We start from the raw sequence: 16,850 nt of genomic DNA, 5'->3' as shown, positions 1-16,850 counted from the left end.
GGCACCGCCATGGTGGTGGCCCCGCTGCACAGCCCGGTGGTGCTGGCCAAGCGGGCGGCCACCCTGGCCCAAGGCCGGCCGCCAGACCCCGCCGCCCCGGGTGCCCCCACAGGCTCCCGGAAGCGTCGGTGTCCCCCCGCGATCGGCCGCCCCGGTCGGCATGTCCTCGCGCCCGCAATCTGCCCCGGCCGCCGGTCCCGGTCAGCCGGGGGCGCCCGGGAGACCCCCTGGGCCGCAACAACAGTCACAATGGAATCCGGGCCCGAATTACGCACAGCCGCCCAGCGCGTCCGGACCGGCGGCGAACGCCGAGATGCCGCCCGAGTCGTGGCAGCCAGCGGGCGCGCAGTCCGACGATCGGACCATGCCGGCGCCGCTGCGGCCGTCGGAGGTCGAGGTGGCGGCGGCCCAGGCTCCCGGATCGGAGCGGAAGCCGTTGGACCGCCGGGATATCGCGATATCGGCCGGTCTGTACCTGCTCGGGGTGCTCGCGGCGTTCGGGTGGGCCTACGACCTGTTCGCGAAGCTGTTCGACCTGGTCCACAACCGGTGTACGGCGAAGCGGGACTTCTCCGTCCAGTGCATCGTCATCCGCCCGCCCGCATCGGCCCTGTGGGGCTTGCTGATCGGTGGAGGCGGCATGTTCCTGGCCCTGGTGGGCGCCATGGTCCTCACCTCGGTGGCGGCCATGACCGGTCGCCGCGCCTGGATCTGGGCGGCCATCGCGTTGCCGGTGATCGTGATCGCGGGCGGTGCGGGGCATGTCCTGGTGGCCACGGCCATCGGCTGAGGGCGCCGCTCGGCTCGCGCGCGGGCAGGCCGGCGGGTGGCGGCCGTTGGTCTCCGCCCCGGTGATTTCCGGGGCGGCCTTCGGTTTCAGAGGCGTTCGTAGATGGTGGCGTTGGCCAGGCCGCCCGCCTCGCACATGGTCTGCAGGCCGTAGCGGGCGCCGCGGTCGTGCATGGCGTGGACGAGGGTGGTGGCCAGGCGGGCTCCGGAGGCGCCCAGGGGGTGGCCCAGGGCGATGGCGCCGCCGTTCACGTTGACCTTGGACAGGTCGGCTCCGGTCTCCCGGGCCCAGGCCAGGACGACGGAGGAGAAGGCCTCGTTGACCTCGAACAGGTCGATGTCGCCGAGGTCGAGTCCGGAGCGCTGCAACACCTTCCGGGTCGCGGGGATGACCGCGGTGAGCATGAGCAGCGGGTCGTCTCCGGCGACGGCGAAGCTGTGTACCCGGGCCAGCGGACGCAGGCCCAGCTGGGCGGCGCGTTCGCTGGTCATGATGAGGGTGGCGGCGCTGCCGTCGTTGATCTGGCTGGCGTTGGCGGCGGTGATGTTCCAGCCGATCTGCGGGAACCGGGCCGCCATCTCCTCGCTGTAGTAGGCGGGGCGCAGTGCGGCCAGGGTCTCGAGCGTGCTGCCCAGGCGGATGCCCTCGTCCTCGGCGAGTCCGTCGAAGGGCGACAGCTGGGCCTCGAAGGCCCCGTTCTTGGTTGCGGCGGCGGCCTTCTCGTGGCTGGCGAGGGCGAATTCGTCGAGCTGGGTGCGGGTCAGGCCCCATTTCGCCGCGATGAGTTCGGCGCTGATGCCCTGCGGTACCAGGCCCTCGGGATAGCGTTCGGCGAAGCCGACCCCGGCGATGCCCTCGGTCCCGATCAGGTTGGCTCCCATGGGAACCCGGCTCATGGATTCCACGCCCGCGGCCACCACGATGTCGTAGGCCCCGGCGATCACGCCCTGCGCGGCGAAGTGGATGGCCTGCTGGCTGCTGCCGCACTGCCGGTCCACCGTGGTGGCCGGGACCGATTCGGGATATCCGGCGGCCAGGGCGGCGCGGCGGGTCAGGTTGGAGCCCTGTTCGCCGACCTGGGTGACCACGCCGCCGATCACATCGTCGATCAGCGCCGGATCGATCTCGGAGCGCCGCACGACTTCTCGCAGGCTGTGCGCGAGCAGGTCGGCGGGGTGCACGCCGTGCAGGGCGCCGGTGGCCTTGCCCTTGCCGATGGGAGTGCGGACGGCTTCGACGATGACTGCGTCTCTCATTGACGTTCCCTTCCGAGCGGGCATCTGACTAGATGTCTCTGAAGTCAGGGTACGAGCTGACAATAGTACGGGCAAGTCAGCGAGGTATGATGTACGCCATGTCGGCAGTACTGGAAGGAAAACTCAGCGACCTGAGCTCGTGGAAGCCCGAGGAGTGCTCGATCGCCAAGGCGATGGACATCGTCGGCACCCGCTCGGCCGTGCTCATCCTGCGCGAGGCGTACTACGGCACCACGCGGTTCGACGGCTTCGCGGCGCGGGTGGGGATCACCGACGCGGCGGCCTCCAGCGCGCTACGCAAACTCGTCGACGCCGGACTGCTGGCGAAGCGGCCCTACCAGGAGGAGGGCAAGCGCACCCGCAACGAATACGTGCTCACCCAGATGGGGCGGGACCTGCTGCCCGCCGTGGTCGCGTTGTGGCAGTGGGGCGACAAGTACCTGCAGGACGGACCCGCGCCGCTGGAACGGCTGGAGGACTCCAGCGGTGAGCCGGTCCGCGCGGAACTGCGCAGCGCCTCGGGCAACGAGGTCCCGCTGGAGAACCTGCGCATCCGGGTGAACGAGGAATGGCGGCGGAAAGCCCGCCGCCATTCCTGAGACGCGGCCCGTCGGCGCGAATCCGACCGGTCAGCGCGAACCTGGCCCGTCAGCCCAGCCGGCGGCCGTCCTCCGGGTGGAAGAAGTAGGTGTGCGCGGGGTCCGCGACCAGCGAGAGCTGCGCGCCCTTGGTCGGCGGGTTGCGCCAATCCGCGCGCGCCACAATGGATTCCCCTTCACCGAAGGTGCGGCCGTAGATGTAGGCGTCGGAGCCCAGCTCCTCGACCACGTCCACCTCCATGGCGATGCCCGCGCCGGTGCCGACGATGTCCAGGTGCTCGGGCCGGACGCCGACCACCACCCGCTCCCCGGTGGCCGCCGCCACCGACCGCGGCAGCGGTAGCGGGCAGCCGCCCAGCGTCACCGAACCGTTGCCCACCGGCAGTGTGAACAGGTTCATGGCGGGCGAGCCCATGAAGCCCGCGACGAACAGGTTGGCCGGATCCCGGTACAGGTCGCGCGGGGACGCGCACTGCTGCAGCAGCCCGTCCTTGAGCACCGCCACCCGGTCGCCCATGGTCATGGCCTCGACCTGGTCGTGGGTGACGTAGACGGTGGTGGTGCCGAGCCGGCGCTGCAACTGCGCGATCTGGGTACGGGTCTGCACCCGCAGCTTGGCGTCCAGGTTCGACAGCGGCTCGTCCATCAGGAACACCTGCGGCGAGCGCACGATGGCGCGGCCCATGGCGACGCGCTGGCGCTGACCGCCGGACAGCGCCTTGGGCTTGCGGTCCAGATAGGGCTCGAGATCGAGCAGCTTGGCGGCCTCGAGCACCCGCTGCTGCCGCTCCTCCTTGGACACCTTGGCCATCTTCAGCGCGAAGCCCATGTTCTCGGCCACGCTCATGTGCGGGTACAGCGCGTAGTTCTGGAACACCATGGCGATATCGCGTTCCTTGGGCTCGGCGTGCGTGACGTCGGAGTCCCCGATCAGGATTCGGCCGTCGCTCACCTCCTCGAGCCCCGCGAGCATGCGCAGCGAGGTGGATTTGCCGCAACCCGACGGGCCGACGAGGACCAGGAACTCGCCGTCGGCGATCTCCAGGTTCAACGCGTCGACGGCGGGCTTGCCCGAGCCGGGGTACAGCCGGGTGGCCTGGTCGAAAGTCACCGTTGCCACGGTCGATACTTCCCTTCACCGGCAGGAACGTGCCGGACGATCCGTAGTAGAGGGGTGGTCAGGTTCCGGGCACGATCGTAGGCCGCCGTGATCCGGTGGACCCCGGTAGCCTCGGAACGGATCTCCGACCGTCGACGAGGAGCACATCATGAGCCGACCTGTTCGTATCGGCGTACAGCTACAGCCGCAGCACGCGCCCGACTACGGGTTGATCCGGGACGCGGTGCGGCGCTGTGAGGACGCGGGGGTGGACATCGTCTTCAACTGGGATCATTTCTATCCGTTGTACGGCGATCCCGAAGGCGCGCATTTCGAGTGCTGGACCATGCTGGGCGCGATCGCCGAGCAGACCGAGCGGGTGGAGCTCGGCGCGCTGGTCACCGGCGGCGGCTACCGCAATCCGGACCTGCTGGCCGATATGGCGCGCACCGTGGACCACATCAGCAACGGGCGATTGGTGCTCGGCGTCGGCGCGGGCTGGTTCGAGAAGGACTACGACCAGTACGGATACGAATTCGGCACGGCGGGAAGCCGTCTCGCGCTGTTCAAGGAGTCGATGGCCCGCATCACCGATCGGCTGGCCAAGCTCAATCCGCAGCCGGTGCGCGAAATCCCCATCCTGATCGGCGGCGGCGGGGAGCGGAAGACGCTGCGGCTGGTCGCCCAGTACGCGGACATCTGGCACAGCTTCTCCGAACTCGACGTGCTGCGGCGCAAGACCGGCATCCTGGGCGAGCACTGCGCCGAGGTCGGCACCGACGCCGCCGCGATCGAGAAGTCGGTGGCCTGGCCGGGGCTCGCCGAGGTCGAGGCGTACGCGGACGCCGGGGTGAGCTTGTTCACGGTGAGTTCCGGTGGTCCGGACTACGACATGAGCCGCATCCTGGAGGCCGTGGCCTGGCGGGATCGCCGCAATCAGGCGACCGGCGCGGCCTGAATTCCCCCCCGGAATCGGGGTACGGGTAACTCTGGAATAGCAGGTCACTCGCACTAGGGTGATTTGCCATGGTTTCCTTGCGCTCGGTCGCGCCGCCACGTCGGCGGCCGGCCCGCATCACGGCACTCGCGGCTGTTTTGCTGGTCGGCCTGCTCGGCACCCTCACGGTCGGCGCGGGCGGGGCCGCCGCGGACACCGACCTGTGTTCGCCGCCCGGTCTTTCCGCGGCGAGCGCCGCCCCGGGCAACCTGGCCTCGGGGCAGCAGAATCCGGCCGCGGACCGGTTCACCACCGCGACCACCACGCCGCTGGACAAGATCGACGTCGGCAAGCTGGGCCTCATCACGCCCGGCAAGCTGAGCGTCGGCACGCTTTCCGACGCCCCGCCGAGCATCTGCCTGAACTCCAAGGGCGTGTTCACCGGCATGGACAACGAGCTGCTGCGCGCGATCGGCGCGAAACTCGGCCTGCAGGTGGAGTTCACCGGCACCGAGTTCTCGGGCCTGCTGGCCCAGGTCGCCAACGGCCGCTTCGATGTCGGCTCCTCGAACATCACCACCACCGACGCCCGCCGCCGCCTGGTCGGCTTCACCAACGGCTACGACTTCGGCTACTTCTCGCTGGTGGTGCCGAACGGCAGCGGCATCAAGGGATTCTCGGATCTGCACCGCGGCAACCGGATCGGCGTCGTCCAGGGCACCGTGCAGGACGAGTTCGTGGTCAACGAGCTGCACCTGGACCCGGTGAAGTTCCCGGATTACAACACCGCCTACGCGAATCTGAAGACCGGGCAGATCGACGCCTGGGTGGCCCCGTCGGCGCAGGCGGTGGGCGCGATCAAGCCGGGCGACCCGACCACGATCACGCAGAACACCTTCAGCCTCAACAACTTCGTCGGCTACGCGGTGCGCAAGGACAACCAGCCGCTCATCGACGCCCTCAACGCGGGCCTGGACGCGGTCATCGCCGACGGCACCTACGCCAAGCTGTACGAGGACTGGGTGCCGCGAGAACTGCCACCGGGCTGGAAGCCGGGTTCGAAAGCCGTTGCCGCCCCGGCCATGCCGGACTTCGCCACGATCGCGGCCGAGCACGCCGGCGATAAGACCGGCGCGACGGCCCAGCCCAAATCCACACTGCGGCAGTTGAAGGACACCTTCTTCGACTGGTCGCTGTACCGCAAGGCCTTCCCGGACCTGATCAGGACCGGTCTGCCCAACACCCTGATCCTGGCGCTGGTCTCGGGCGTGCTGGGCACCGTGATCGGCATGCTTCTCGCGGTGGCCGGTATCTCCCGCACCCGCTGGTTGCGCTGGCCCGCACGGGTTTACACCGATATCTTCCGCGGCCTGCCCGCGGTGGTGATCATCCTCATCATCGGCCTGGGCGTGGGCCCGGTGGTCAAGAACATCACCGGCAACAACCCGTACTGGCTGGGCGCGGTGGCGCTGGCACTACTGGCCTCGGCCTACATCGGTGAGATCTTCCGGTCCGGCATCCAGTCGGTGGAGGCCGGGCAGCTGGAGGCGGCCCGCGCCATCGGATTCGGCTACCGGCAGGCCATGACGCTGGTGGTGATCCCGCAGGGCGTGCGCCGGGTGCTGCCCGCGCTGATGAACCAGTTCATCGCGCTGATCAAGGATTCCTCGCTCATCTACTTCCTGGGCCTGCTGGCCACCCAGCGCGAACTGTTCGCGGTGGGCCGGGATCTCAACGCGCAGACCGGGAATCTGTCGCCGCTGGTGGCGGCGGGCCTGGTGTATCTGCTGCTGACGGTGCCGCTCACGCACCTGGTCAACTACATCGACAAGCGCATGCGCGACGGCCGCCCGGGCGGTGGCGGCGATCCCGCCGACCCCGTCGAACAGGCCGTCATCACCGAAGGGCGTGGAGCATGAGTGCCTCCCTGACCGGCACCGGCCTGCGATTGACGCTGGGCCGCACCGAGATTCTGCGCGGCGTCGACGTGCAGGTGGACGCGGGCAAGACCACCACCGTGATCGGCCCATCCGGGTCCGGCAAGTCGACGCTGCTGCGGGTGCTCAACCGGCTACACGAACCCGACGCCGGCGACATCCTGCTCAACGGCGCGTCGGTGCTGGGCGAGAACCCGGACCGGCTGCGGCAGCGGATCGGCATGGTGTTCCAGCACTTCAACCTGTTTCCGCACCGGACGGTCGCCGACAATGTGGCGCTGGGTCCGCGCAAACTGCACGGCCTGTCCAAGGAGCAGGCGCGGACGCTGGCGGTGCAGCAGCTGGAGGCGGTCGGGCTGGCGGGGAAGGCGGACGCCCGGCCCGGTTCGTTGTCGGGCGGTCAGCAGCAGCGCGTCGCCATCGCTCGGGCCCTGGCCATGAAGCCGGACATCATGTTCTTCGACGAGGCCACCTCGGCGCTGGACCCGGAGCTGGTCAAGGGTGTGCTCGCGCTCATGTCGGAGCTGGCGAGCGGCGGCATGTCGATGATCGTGGTCACCCACGAGATGAGCTTCGCGCGTTCGGTTTCGGACCGGGTCGTGTTCATGGACCACGGCCAGGTGGTCGAAACCGGCACTCCCGAGGCGCTGTTCGAGAACGCGGAAACCCCTCGGCTGCGCCAGTTCCTGTCCCAGGTGCTGTGACCGGCTCCCGGGCTCACCCTGACACCGCAGCGGCGAGTGGGTCAGCTGCTGCCCGCGAAGGGCAGGTTGGCGTAGCGGGCGAAGTCGCCCTGGGCTCCGCTGTAGATGTTCAGGTCGACGCCCGCCGCGATGCCGGGGATCCGCCCGGCGTCGGTGGTCTGCCAGAAGGTCCAGTGCGGCCAGCCGCCGGGCACCTCGGGCTGGTCGTTGCCGCGATAGTCGGCGATCCACAGCGGGTACTGGGTGAACTGGTCGGTGTCGGCCATGGCCGTCTGCCAGAAGCGGGGATAGGTGTAGATGATCGGCGTCCGGCCGGTCAGGGCGCGCACCGTGTTCAGGTAGCGGTGGGTCCAGTCGATGAGCGCGGCCGGGGGCAGCCCGCCGGAGTCCTCGAGGTCCAGCACCGGCGGCAGGTCCATGGGCCCGTTCTGGCCCAGCACCAGGGCCGAGTAGAACGCGGCCTGCGCTTCGGGGAGCAGGTTCGGGCGCGCGAAGTGGTAGGTGCCGCGCGCGACCCCGGCCACCCGCATGGACAGGCTGTCCTGCACGAAGTACGGGTTCACGTAGTTCAGGCCCTCGGTCGCCTTGAGCATGGCGAAGGAGTATCCGGCGGCGCGCACACCGAACCAGTTGATGCTGCCGCCGCCGGGGTGCTGCCAGGAGGCCACGTCCGGGCCCTCGACATCGGCGGCGGCCACTCCGGCGGGGGTAGCCATGAGGATGCCTGTAGCCGCGACAGTTAGCACTTTCATCAGTGTGCGTCCGGTCATGCCCAAAAACGCTAGGCCGAACCGCCGCCGGAGCGGTGAAGGCGCGACTGTCTAATTCGCCAATCGTTAGCCGGTCTGGTCCGGTTGTCAGCCGAGCCAGTCCAGCACCGACGCCGCGGTCCAGGACTGCTGCATGCTGCCCAGCGGTTCACCGGTGAACGGCTCGTAGTACTCGGCGAAGCTGCCGTCGCTGGCCTGGCGCAGTCCTTCCGCGCGCAGCATGAACGAGCGCTCGGCCCAGCCGCGACGGGCGAACACCCAGGAGAACAGCCAGCTGATCACCGGCCACACCGGCCCGCGCCAGTACTCCCGGGACCGGAAGTCCCGCGCCACCGGGGAGGTCGACGGCGGCAGCGCGTAGCGCAGATCCGGGTGCCCGCACCAGCGCGGGCCCTCGAACAGCCGCAGCAGCCGCCGCTCGGCGTCGCGGGGGAGGCCGCCGCTGAGCAGCGGCGCGAAGCACGCGAGCGTCTCGGTCTCGATCCATTTGTCCGCGCGCACGTCGAAGTCGCGGGCCACGCCGGTGCGGGCGTCGGTGGTGGCGATGACGCCCGCGCGGAAGTAGTCGGCCCACTCGTAGAGTTCGCGCACGTCCGCGTGCGGCTGCTTGTAGTCCTCGCCGATATTGGCGAGCACATCGCAGGCCAGCGCGAACACGGCGGTCACGAACACGTCCTCGACCGCGAAGCTCATGGTGGAGGCCAGCTGGTAGTCGTCGTACCCGGCGCGACGCATCTGCTCGACCAGCCACAGGTAGCGGTCGTACTCGCGGTCGGAGGGCCGTTGCGTGGGATCGCCCACCACCTGGGTGTCGGCGCGCTCGTACGGCGGCAGGTCCGGACCGGGAATCACGTTCTCGTAGGCGCGATCCCAGCGCGGCGAGTTGTCCATACCGGATTCCCAGCCGTGGTAGAGCGTGATTCGCCCGTGCTGCTTGGGATCTCGCGCGTAGGCCAGCCAGCGGTGCCAGCGCATCAGGTCGGTCCAGCGCCGGTTGAGGAAGTCCTCGGCGACCGCGCGGGTGCTGCGCCCGTGCCGGCGGGAGTGGTCCAGAATCCGTTGCACCGCAATGGCATGCACGGGCGGCTGCGTGATTCCCGACGTGTCGGGCCCGTCGGGCGCGTCGGCGGCGAGGCGGCGGCATTCCCACCGGGCGGGCCCGGGGAAGTAGCCGTCCACCCCGTTGGCGAAGACGATGTGCGGGATCATCCCGTTGCGCCACTGCGCCGAGAGCAGGGTGTCCAGTTCCAGGGCCGCGCGTTCGACACTGAGCGGCGCCAAACCGACCGCTACGAATGCCGCGTCCCAACTCCACATGTGCGGGTACAGCTTGGGCGCGGCGCTGGTCATGGTGCCCAGGTCGTTGCCGCGCAGCAGGTAGGCCGCGCGGGCCGCGAGCTGGGTGGGCGTGAATCCCGGGTGCGTCATCGCCCTATTCTGCGCCGGTACCCGTAGGTATGCGCGGTAGGGCGAGGAGGCGTGGCTCGACGCTCGGTGAATCGTGGATGACGCGTGGACAGTGGACTGCGCTGGATCGCCCGTGGACGACTCCGGATCGCCAGATTGCACTTCGTTCGCCTTCTCATGGATCAGCTAGCGGTGGTGTGCCCGTCCGGAGCATCGCCGGATCGGCGCGGCCGGTTACGGTGATCGGATGGCGAATTCCGCGAGTCCCGAATCCGACCGGCCGACCGCGTTGATCACCGGAGCCAGCCGGGGGCTGGGGGCGGCGATTGCCCGGGAACTGGCTCCGGCACACCGATTGTTGCTGGGCGCGCGCACGCAGCGGGCCCTGGAACCGGTGCTGCGCGAGCTGCCCGGCAGTGCCGGATGGCCGGTCGATCTCACCGATTACGCGGCGGTTGCGCGCGCGGTGGACGGCATCGAACGGCTGGATGTCCTGGTGCACAATGCCGGGATCGCCGACCTGGGAACGATAGCCGATTCGTCGGTGGCGCAGTGGCGGAATACGTTGGAAGCCAATCTGATCGCGGTCGCGGAGTTGACCAGGCTGTTGCTGCCCGCGCTGCGCGCCGCCAACGGCCATGTGGTGCTGATCAATTCGGGCGCCGGGCTGCGGGCCAATCCGGGCTGGGGCGTGTACGCGGCCAGCAAGTTCGGGCTGCGCGCCTTCGGTGACGCGCTGCGGCTGGAGGAACCGGCGCTGCGGGTGACCTCGGTGCACCCGGGGCGGATCGACACCGATATGCAGCGCGAGATCATCGCGGGGGAGGGTCGCGACTACGACCCGAACGAGTTCCTCACCGCGGAGACGGTGGCGCGGGCGGTCCGCAATGCCGTGGAGACCCCGCGCGACGCGCATCCGACGGAGATCGTGCTGCGCCCCATCGCCCGCTGAGAGGAACCTGAGTTTCCGCACTGAATTGCGATCATTTCGCACAGAATTGGTGTCCGGTTCACGCCGTATGGATATAACGAAATCGATGGATAGACGACAGTTGCTCGCGATGCTCGCCGCGGGCACTGCGGCCGCCTTGACCGGCTGCTCTTCGGAGGGCCCCACCCCCAAGGTGACCCCGCGGATCAGTGGACCCGCCGCGACGCCCACGCCGTCCGCGGCGCCGAGGTCGATCGCCGCGCCGCCCGTCGGGCAGAAGTCCGCGATTCCCGCGGGCACGATCACCGCGCTGCCCGGACACGGCAGCAATCTGGCGCTCACCGTCGACGACGGCGCCAGTCCCGACGTGGTCGGGGCCTACGTGAAGTTCGCCAAGGACACCGGGGCCCGCTTCACGTTCTTCGTCACCGCGTACTACGACTCGTGGACCACGCACAAGGCGGCGCTGCGGCCGCTGGTGGAATCCGGGCAGATCCAGCTGGGCAATCACACCTGGGATCACCCGGACCTGACCAAGCTGTCCACGAGCGAGGTCGCCGCCCAGCTGAACAAGGCGAAGACCTTCCTGCACAACAACTTCGGCGTGGACGGGACTCCGTATTTCCGGCCCCCCTTCGGCCGCCACGATGCTACCGTCGACAAGGTGGCAGCCGATCTCGGTTACACCGTCCCCACCATGTGGTACGGCTCGCTGTCCGACTCCGGTGTCATCACCGAGGACTATCTGATCGAGTGCGCGCAGAAGTACTTCAACGCGCAGGCCATTGTGATCGGCCACGCCAACGCCCCCGCCGTGACGCACTGCTACGACCGTCTGGTCGAGATCATCCGTGCGCGCAACCTCTCGCTGGTGACCCTCAACGACGTGCTGGTGTCACCGGCCTGACGGCTGCGCCGGGGGGCGCGGGAGTTTCGTTCGGAAGAGTGATTGAAGGTCGAGATGGACAGACGTCGGCTGTTGACGTTGCTGGCTGCGGGTGGGGTCGCCGGATTGCTGGGAGCGGGGGAGGCCCGCGCCGAGTTCCCGTTCGATACCGGGTCTTCGGGTGGGATCATCCCGCCGCTACCCGGCGTGGCACCGGATTTCGGGCCCAAGACGCCGATCGGACCGGGAACCATCCAGGCGCTCCCGGGCGACGGAAATCATATGGCGCTCACCATCGATGACGGCGCGAGCTCCGAAACCATCGGCGGGTTCCTCGATTTCGCGCGCAATACCGGTGCTCGGCTGACCTTCTTCGTCACCGCCTACTACCCCGGCTGGCTCGATCACCGGGATACGTTGCGCCCCATGGTCGATTCCGGGCAGATCCAGCTCGGCAACCACACCTGGGATCACCCGGACCTGACCCGGCTGTCCGGCGGCGCGATCGCCGGCCAGCTGAATCGCTGCAAGGACTTCCTCTGGGACCAGTACGGCGTCGACACCACGCCGTACTATCGCCCGCCCTTCGGCCGGCACAATGCCGCCGTCGACGCCGTGGCCGCGGACTGCGGCTACACCGTCCCGACCATGTGGTACGGCAGCCTGAGCGACACCAATACGGTGATCAACGAGGGCATGCTGCTCGACGCCGCCCGCCAGTGGTTCCGCGCGCAGTCCATCGTCATCGGCCACGCCAACCGCCCGACCGTCACCCACATCTACGACCAGCTCATGGACATCGTCCGCGAACGCAACCTGCAACTGGTCACCCTCAACGACGTCCTGATCCCGCCGCGCTGAGAGACTCCGACGCTCGGAGGCGCTCAGGGGCTTCGCCTCACCCCGAACAAACGCGGGCCCGCGTGTGTATCGCACACGCGGGCCCGCGTTCTCGGGATTCGGCGTCAGGCGACGATGTTCACCAGCCGGCCCGGGACCACGATGATCTTGCGGGGCGGCTTGCCGCCCAGCAGTTCCGCGATCTTCTCGTCGGCCAGGGCGGCGGCCTCGACCGCGCCCTGATCGGCGTCGGCGGGGACGCTGACCCGGCTGCGGACCTTGCCGTTGACCTGGATCGGGTACTCGACCGAATCCGCCACCAGCAGAGCGGGATCCGCCTTCGGGAAGGGGCCGTGCGCCAGGGCGGTGTGGTGGCCCAGGCGTTCCCACAGCTCCTCGGCCACGTGCGGGGACATCGGGGCCAGCATCAGGACCAGCGGCTCGACCAGCGTGCGGGGGGCGCCGTCGCCGTAGTTCTTGGTCAGGTAGTTGGTCAGCTCGATCAGCTTCGCGCCCGCGGTGTTGTCGCGCAGGTTGGCGTAGTCGTCGTCGACGCCGGCGATGGTCTTGTGCAGCAGGCGCAGCGCCTCGGCCGACGGCTCGGCGTCGGTGACCTTCAGCGCGCCGGTCTCCTCGTCCACGGTCAGTCGCCACACGCGCTGCAGGAAGCGGTGCGCGCCCACGACATCCTTGGTGGCCCAGGGGCGCGAGGTGTCCAGCGGGCCCATCGACATCTCGTAGAAGCGGAAGGTGTCCGCGCCGTACAGGTCGCACATCTCGTCGGGGGAGATGGCGTTCTTCAGCGACTTGCCGATCTTGCCGTACTCCTGGAACACCTCCTCCTCCGTGCCGGAGGCGTTGGTCCAGAAGAACTTTCCGTCCCGCTCCACGATCTCGGCGGCGGGCACGTAGGCGCCGCGCGCGTCGGTGTAGGCGAAGCCCTGGATGTAGCCCTGGTTGAACAGGCGGCGGTAGGGCTCGAAGCCGGACACGTCACCCAGGTCGAACAGCACCTTCTGCCAGAACCGCGCGTACAGCAGGTGCAGCACCGCGTGCTCCACGCCGCCGACGTACAGGTCCACGCCGCCCGGATCCTTCGGACCGTGCTCGGCGGTGCGCGGGCCCAGCCAGTACTTCTCGTTCTCGGGCGCGCAGAAGGCCTCGGTGTTGGTCGGGTCCGCGTAGCGCAGCTGGTACCAGGAGCTGCCGGCCCAGTTGGGCATGACATTGGTGTCGCGGCGGTACTTCTTGGGGCCGTCGCCCAGGTCCAGTTCCACGTGCACCCAGTCGGTGGCCTTGGCCAGCGGCGGGGACGGCTCGGAGTTCGCGTCGTCCGGGTCGAAGGTGACCGGCGCGAAGTCCTCGATCTCCGGCAGCGTCACCGGCAGCATGGATTCCGGCAGCGCGTGCGGCGCGCCGTCCTCGTCGTACACGATCGGGAAGGGCTCGCCCCAGTAGCGCTGCCGGGCGAACAGCCAGTCGCGCAGCTTGTACTGGACGGTGCCCCTGCCGTGGCCGTCGGTCTCCAGCTGGGAGATCACCTTGGCCTTGGCGGTGTCGATGTCCAGGCCATCCAGGTATCCGGAGTTCACCAGGGTGCCGTCACCGGCGTAGGCGGCCTGCGAGATGTCGCCGCCGGCGACCACTTCCACGATGGGCAGGCCGAACGCGGAGGCGAACTCCCAGTCGCGCGGGTCGTGGCCGGGCACGGCCATGATGGCGCCGGTGCCGTAGCCCGACAGCACGTAGTCGGCGATGAAGATCGGCACGCGGGCGCCGTTCACCGGGTTGGTGGCGTAGGTGCCCAGGAAGACGCCGGTCTTCTCCTTGTTCTCCTGCCGCTCCAGATCCGACTTGGCCGCGATCGACTTGCGGTACGCCGCAACGGCTTCGGCCGGGGTGTCGGCGTTGCCGAAGGTCCAGCGGGCATCGGTGCCCGACGGCCAGGTGCTGCCGGTCAGCCGGTCCACCAGCTCGTGCTCGGGCGCGACCACCACGTAGGTGGCGCCGAACAGGGTGTCGGGGCGGGTGGTGAAGACCTCGATGATGTCGCTGCCGGCCTCGAACTTGACCTGCGCGCCCCGTGAGCGGCCGATCCAGTTGCGCTGCATGGACTTCACGTTCTCCGGCCAGTCCAGCTCGTCCAGGTCGTCGACCAGACGATCGGAGTAGGCGGTGATGCGCATCATCCACTGCCACAGGCGCTTGCGGAACACCGGGAAGTTGCCGCGCTCGGAGCGGCCCTCGGCGGTGACCTCCTCGTTGGACAGCACGGTGCCCAGACCCGGGCACCAGTTGACCATCGAATCGGTCTGGTACACCAGGCGATAGGTGTCGACGACCGCGTTGCGCTCGACCGGCGACAGGTCGGCCCAGGCCCGGCCGTCGGCGGGAGACCGCTTGCCGGAATCGAATTCGGCGATCAGCTCGGAGATCGGGCGCGCCTTGTTCAGGCCCTCGTCGTACCAGGCGTTGTAGATGCGCAGGAAGATCCACTGCGTCCACTTGTAGTACTCGGGGTCGGTGGTGGCGAAGGAACGCCGCCGGTCGTGGCCCAGGCCCAGCCGGTCCAGCTGCCGCTGCATGGTCGCGATGTTCGACATGGTGGTGTCGCGCGGGTGCGCGCCGGTCTGCACCGCGTACTGCTCGGCGGGCAGGCCGAAGGCGTCATAACCCAGCGCGTGCAGCACATTCCGGCCGTGCATGCGGTGGTAGCGGGCGAACACGTCGGTGGCGATGTAGCCCAGCGGGTGCCCGACGTGCAGGCCCGCGCCCGACGGGTACGGGAACATGTCCTGGATGAACAGCTTGTCGGCGGGCACGCCGGCCGCCAGCGGGCCCACCGGGTTGGGCGCGAAGAAGGTGCCGCGCTCCTCCCAGTTGCGCTGCCACTTGCGCTCGACGCGGCCGGCGAGGTCGGCGTTGTAGCGGTGTGCGGGAACGTCGCCGCCCCCCGCCGCGGTCGCGGTGGGTGTTTCGGTTGCACGGGTGTCCTGCACGGTCCTGCCTTCGCTTGTCCAGCCAATCCCCGATAAAGGTCGCTCACCAGGGTAAAGCGCGCCCACCGCTGTGCCCAATTTGCCCTCCGCTTCGCTCCGGGCGGGTTCGCGGCGCTGGAGGTCTCGTTCTTCCCTCCCTCCGCTCCTCCGCTTCGCTCCGTCGCTCCAGTCAGTCCAGAACGAGACGCGCCGCGAACCAACGGCTGGACCGCATGCCGGGTCGGACATGGCCAATTTCTTGCGGTGTACCGTGAGCCGAGTGTTCTTCGTGGCGCTGATCCTCTTTGTCCTCGCGGCTGTGGCCGTGGTCACGGGCGTGCTCGGACTCACCGGCACCCTGCCCGGCAACCGCTATTTCGGGGTGCACTCCGACGCGGCGCTGAAGACCGAGGAGGCCTTCAAGCTGGCCAACAAGGTGGCCGGGCCGACCTCCATCGTGGCGGGTCTGCTGCTCGCGGCGGCCGGCGCGGTGGCGCTGGTGTCCGGGGGCGTCCCGGCGCTGGTGCTGGCGGTGATCGCCGTGGTGATCGCGCTGTTCACCATGGGTGCGGGCGCGGCGGCGGCGGAGAAGGCCATCGCGAACGCGTTCCCGGAGGAGAAGGTCGGCGGGTGCGGCAGCGCCTGCGGCGGGTGCTCGCTGCGCGACACCTGCGAGACCGCCTGACTCAGTCGGTGAGCGAGCGCCGCATCCAGATGTGCGGGATGCCCGCGTCCATGCCGATCTCCCCGAACTGCACGTAGCCAAGCTTCTCGTAGAAGCCGGTGGCATGCGTCTGCGAATGCAGTTCGATCGCGACCAGTCCGCGGGCCCGCGCCCGCTCCTCGATCGCCCGGACCAGGGCCGCGCCGAGCCCGGTGCCGCGGGTCTCGGCCAGCACGGCCAGCCGCCCGAGGATCCCGATCCCGTCGCGCACGAGCAGCCGCCCGGCCCCCGCGGGCTTGCCGTCCAGCAGTCCCAGGAAATGATCGGCGACCGCGTCGAGCTCGTCGATCTCGATCTCCTCCGGCACGCCCTGCTCGGCGACGAAGACCTTCAACCGCACGGCGTAGGCGTCCGCGAGTTCCCGCTCGGTGCTGACGGTGACGACCTCGATCATGAACCCAGCATGCCTCAGTGCGCGGGATCACTCGCCGAGGGTTCACCCGCGCAGGGCGGGGTCGGAATGCCACGCGAGAGCGGACTGCCCATCGGGTTGACGTAGAACACGGTCAGCATGATCGGCCGCCCGCCGCTGTTGCGCGCCAGATGCGCGTGCCCGGGACCGCTCGGTTCGCGGAAGACCCGCCACGGCCGCACGGTGACCGGCGTGCAGTTCGCCCGCGGATGATCGAGTACGCCACCGCTGACCAGCACGAACAGGGTTCCGTCGTGATAGTGCCAACCGGTGCGGCCGCCCGGCTCGAGGATGGTCTGGCGCAGCACGAATTCCCAGCGCGCCACACCGAATCGGAACAGCACCCGACTGGCCGTCCCGGTCGCCGGTGCGGGATTGGGCCGGAAGCCGTGTCGCGGATCACGCCTGGAGAAGACCACGATCCATCATCGCCGATCCCGCCGGCGTCAGTGCCGACCCGGGCCGCGTCAGAGCTCGATCCGGGTCGTGTCAGTGCCGACCCGTCGCGTCAGTACCGGCCGCGGCCGAGCAGGCGGGCCCGCAGGCCGCGGCGCGGACGCGGGTCCGGCAGGCCGACCGC

The 16,850-nt window shown here is 69.3% G+C and carries 16 protein-coding genes; 9 read left to right on the top strand and 7 right to left on the bottom strand.

Going from position 1 to position 16,850, the window contains the following annotated elements; genetic code table 11:
• The first annotated feature begins 364 nt into the window (after positions 1-364).
• Positions 365-790 carry a hypothetical protein gene (locus ACWELJ_RS28065; protein WP_452369133.1) on the top strand — a complete coding sequence of 142 codons (426 nt, stop codon included), beginning with the start codon at positions 365-367 and terminating at the stop codon, positions 788-790.
• Between the two features lie 86 nt (positions 791-876).
• On the opposite strand, the gene ACWELJ_RS28060 is transcribed toward ACWELJ_RS28065, so the two are convergent.
• Positions 877-2,046: a thiolase family protein gene (locus ACWELJ_RS28060; protein ID WP_452369132.1), complete on the bottom strand. Its 1,170-nt coding sequence runs from the start codon at positions 2,044-2,046 to the stop codon at positions 877-879.
• 98 nt (positions 2,047-2,144) lie between these two features.
• On the opposite strand from ACWELJ_RS28060, the gene ACWELJ_RS28055 reads away from it, so the two are divergent.
• Positions 2,145-2,645 (top strand): winged helix-turn-helix transcriptional regulator, encoded by a 501-nt coding sequence (locus ACWELJ_RS28055; RefSeq protein WP_452369131.1) that lies wholly within the window; start codon positions 2,145-2,147, stop codon positions 2,643-2,645.
• A gap of 49 nt (positions 2,646-2,694) precedes the next feature.
• Here the strand turns inward: ACWELJ_RS28055 and ACWELJ_RS28050 are convergent, their stop codons facing one another.
• Positions 2,695-3,765, bottom strand: a complete 1,071-nt coding sequence (locus ACWELJ_RS28050; protein ID WP_452369130.1) for an ABC transporter ATP-binding protein — start codon at positions 3,763-3,765, stop codon at positions 2,695-2,697.
• A 148-nt stretch (positions 3,766-3,913) separates the two neighbouring features.
• On the opposite strand from ACWELJ_RS28050, the gene ACWELJ_RS28045 reads away from it, so the two are divergent.
• From ACWELJ_RS28045 to ACWELJ_RS28035, 3 genes are all read left to right on the top strand, one after another.
• Positions 3,914-4,702, top strand: a complete 789-nt coding sequence (locus tag ACWELJ_RS28045) for an LLM class F420-dependent oxidoreductase (RefSeq protein WP_452369129.1) — start codon at positions 3,914-3,916, stop codon at positions 4,700-4,702.
• A gap of 68 nt (positions 4,703-4,770) precedes the next feature.
• Positions 4,771-6,600: an ABC transporter substrate-binding protein/permease gene (locus ACWELJ_RS28040; RefSeq protein WP_452369128.1), complete on the top strand. Its 1,830-nt coding sequence runs from the start codon at positions 4,771-4,773 to the stop codon at positions 6,598-6,600.
• A complete protein-coding gene (locus tag ACWELJ_RS28035; RefSeq protein ID WP_452369127.1) occupies positions 6,597-7,322 on the top strand; it encodes an amino acid ABC transporter ATP-binding protein in 726 nt (241 codons plus the stop codon). Before ACWELJ_RS28040 ends, ACWELJ_RS28035 begins: the two co-directional genes overlap by 4 nt.
• 41 nt (positions 7,323-7,363) lie before the next feature.
• Here ACWELJ_RS28035 and ACWELJ_RS28030 read toward each other — a convergent pair whose 3' ends face one another.
• On the bottom strand, positions 7,364-8,038 hold the full coding sequence (locus ACWELJ_RS28030) for a glycoside hydrolase family 25 protein (RefSeq protein ID WP_452369126.1): 675 nt from the start codon (positions 8,036-8,038) through the stop codon (positions 7,364-7,366).
• Positions 8,039-8,179: 141 nt separating this feature from the next.
• On the bottom strand, positions 8,180-9,520 hold the full coding sequence (ggh, locus tag ACWELJ_RS28025; protein WP_452369125.1) for a glucosylglycerate hydrolase: 1,341 nt from the start codon (positions 9,518-9,520) through the stop codon (positions 8,180-8,182).
• A gap of 226 nt (positions 9,521-9,746) precedes the next feature.
• On the opposite strand from ggh, the gene ACWELJ_RS28020 reads away from it, so the two are divergent.
• The 3 genes from ACWELJ_RS28020 (at position 9,747) to ACWELJ_RS28010 (ending at position 12,177) form a co-directional block, all read left to right on the top strand.
• A complete protein-coding gene (locus tag ACWELJ_RS28020; RefSeq protein WP_452369124.1) occupies positions 9,747-10,451 on the top strand; it encodes an SDR family oxidoreductase in 705 nt (234 codons plus the stop codon).
• Positions 10,452-10,536: 85 nt separating this feature from the next.
• Positions 10,537-11,337, top strand: a complete 801-nt coding sequence (locus ACWELJ_RS28015; RefSeq protein ID WP_452369123.1) for a polysaccharide deacetylase family protein — start codon at positions 10,537-10,539, stop codon at positions 11,335-11,337.
• Between the two features lie 54 nt (positions 11,338-11,391).
• Complete coding sequence (locus ACWELJ_RS28010) at positions 11,392-12,177, top strand: polysaccharide deacetylase family protein (RefSeq protein WP_452369122.1); 786 nt, start codon at positions 11,392-11,394, stop codon at positions 12,175-12,177.
• Between the two features lie 104 nt (positions 12,178-12,281).
• Here ACWELJ_RS28010 and leuS read toward each other — a convergent pair whose 3' ends face one another.
• The gene (gene leuS / locus ACWELJ_RS28005) at positions 12,282-15,155 is read right to left on the bottom strand and encodes a leucine--tRNA ligase (RefSeq protein WP_452369121.1); all 2,874 of its coding nucleotides are present in this window, start codon (positions 15,153-15,155) and stop codon (positions 12,282-12,284) included.
• A 259-nt stretch (positions 15,156-15,414) separates the two neighbouring features.
• On the opposite strand from leuS, the gene ACWELJ_RS28000 reads away from it, so the two are divergent.
• The gene (locus ACWELJ_RS28000) at positions 15,415-15,819 is read left to right on the top strand and encodes an SdpI family protein (protein ID WP_452369120.1); all 405 of its coding nucleotides are present in this window, start codon (positions 15,415-15,417) and stop codon (positions 15,817-15,819) included.
• 1 nt (position 15,820) lies between these two features.
• Here the strand turns inward: ACWELJ_RS28000 and ACWELJ_RS27995 are convergent, their stop codons facing one another.
• Complete coding sequence (locus ACWELJ_RS27995) at positions 15,821-16,252, bottom strand: GNAT family N-acetyltransferase (protein WP_452369119.1); 432 nt, start codon at positions 16,250-16,252, stop codon at positions 15,821-15,823.
• A gap of 14 nt (positions 16,253-16,266) precedes the next feature.
• Positions 16,267-16,689, bottom strand: coding sequence for a cupin domain-containing protein (locus ACWELJ_RS27990; RefSeq protein WP_452369118.1), 423 nt, complete (start codon positions 16,687-16,689; stop codon positions 16,267-16,269).
• Positions 16,690-16,850: the final 161 nt, after the last annotated feature.

The sequence above is a fragment of the Nocardia sp. NPDC004582 genome, from assembly GCF_053602115.1.
The sequence above is the reverse complement of the archived record's forward strand: the minus strand, read 5'-3'. Positions and strand labels throughout refer to the sequence as shown.

What these genes read in the sequence shown, in the direction of transcription:
- ACWELJ_RS28065 (WP_452369133.1), top strand. Translation starts at nt 365, where the DNA reads ATGCCGGCGCCGCTGCGGCCGTCGGAGGTCGAGGTGGCGGCGGCCCAG.
- ACWELJ_RS28060 (WP_452369132.1), bottom strand. Translation starts at nt 2,046, where the DNA reads ATGAGAGACGCAGTCATCGTCGAAGCCGTCCGCACTCCCATCGGCAAG.
- ACWELJ_RS28055 (WP_452369131.1), top strand. Translation starts at nt 2,145, where the DNA reads ATGTCGGCAGTACTGGAAGGAAAACTCAGCGACCTGAGCTCGTGGAAG.
- ACWELJ_RS28045 (WP_452369129.1), top strand. Translation starts at nt 3,914, where the DNA reads ATGAGCCGACCTGTTCGTATCGGCGTACAGCTACAGCCGCAGCACGCG.
- ACWELJ_RS28040 (WP_452369128.1), top strand. Translation starts at nt 4,771, where the DNA reads ATGGTTTCCTTGCGCTCGGTCGCGCCGCCACGTCGGCGGCCGGCCCGC.
- ACWELJ_RS28035 (WP_452369127.1), top strand. Translation starts at nt 6,597, where the DNA reads ATGAGTGCCTCCCTGACCGGCACCGGCCTGCGATTGACGCTGGGCCGC.
- ACWELJ_RS28030 (WP_452369126.1), bottom strand. Translation starts at nt 8,038, where the DNA reads ATGGCTACCCCCGCCGGAGTGGCCGCCGCCGATGTCGAGGGCCCGGAC.
- ggh (WP_452369125.1), bottom strand. Translation starts at nt 9,520, where the DNA reads ATGACGCACCCGGGATTCACGCCCACCCAGCTCGCGGCCCGCGCGGCC.
- ACWELJ_RS28020 (WP_452369124.1), top strand. Translation starts at nt 9,747, where the DNA reads ATGGCGAATTCCGCGAGTCCCGAATCCGACCGGCCGACCGCGTTGATC.
- ACWELJ_RS28015 (WP_452369123.1), top strand. Translation starts at nt 10,537, where the DNA reads ATGGATAGACGACAGTTGCTCGCGATGCTCGCCGCGGGCACTGCGGCC.
- ACWELJ_RS28010 (WP_452369122.1), top strand. Translation starts at nt 11,392, where the DNA reads ATGGACAGACGTCGGCTGTTGACGTTGCTGGCTGCGGGTGGGGTCGCC.
- ACWELJ_RS27995 (WP_452369119.1), bottom strand. Translation starts at nt 16,252, where the DNA reads ATGATCGAGGTCGTCACCGTCAGCACCGAGCGGGAACTCGCGGACGCC.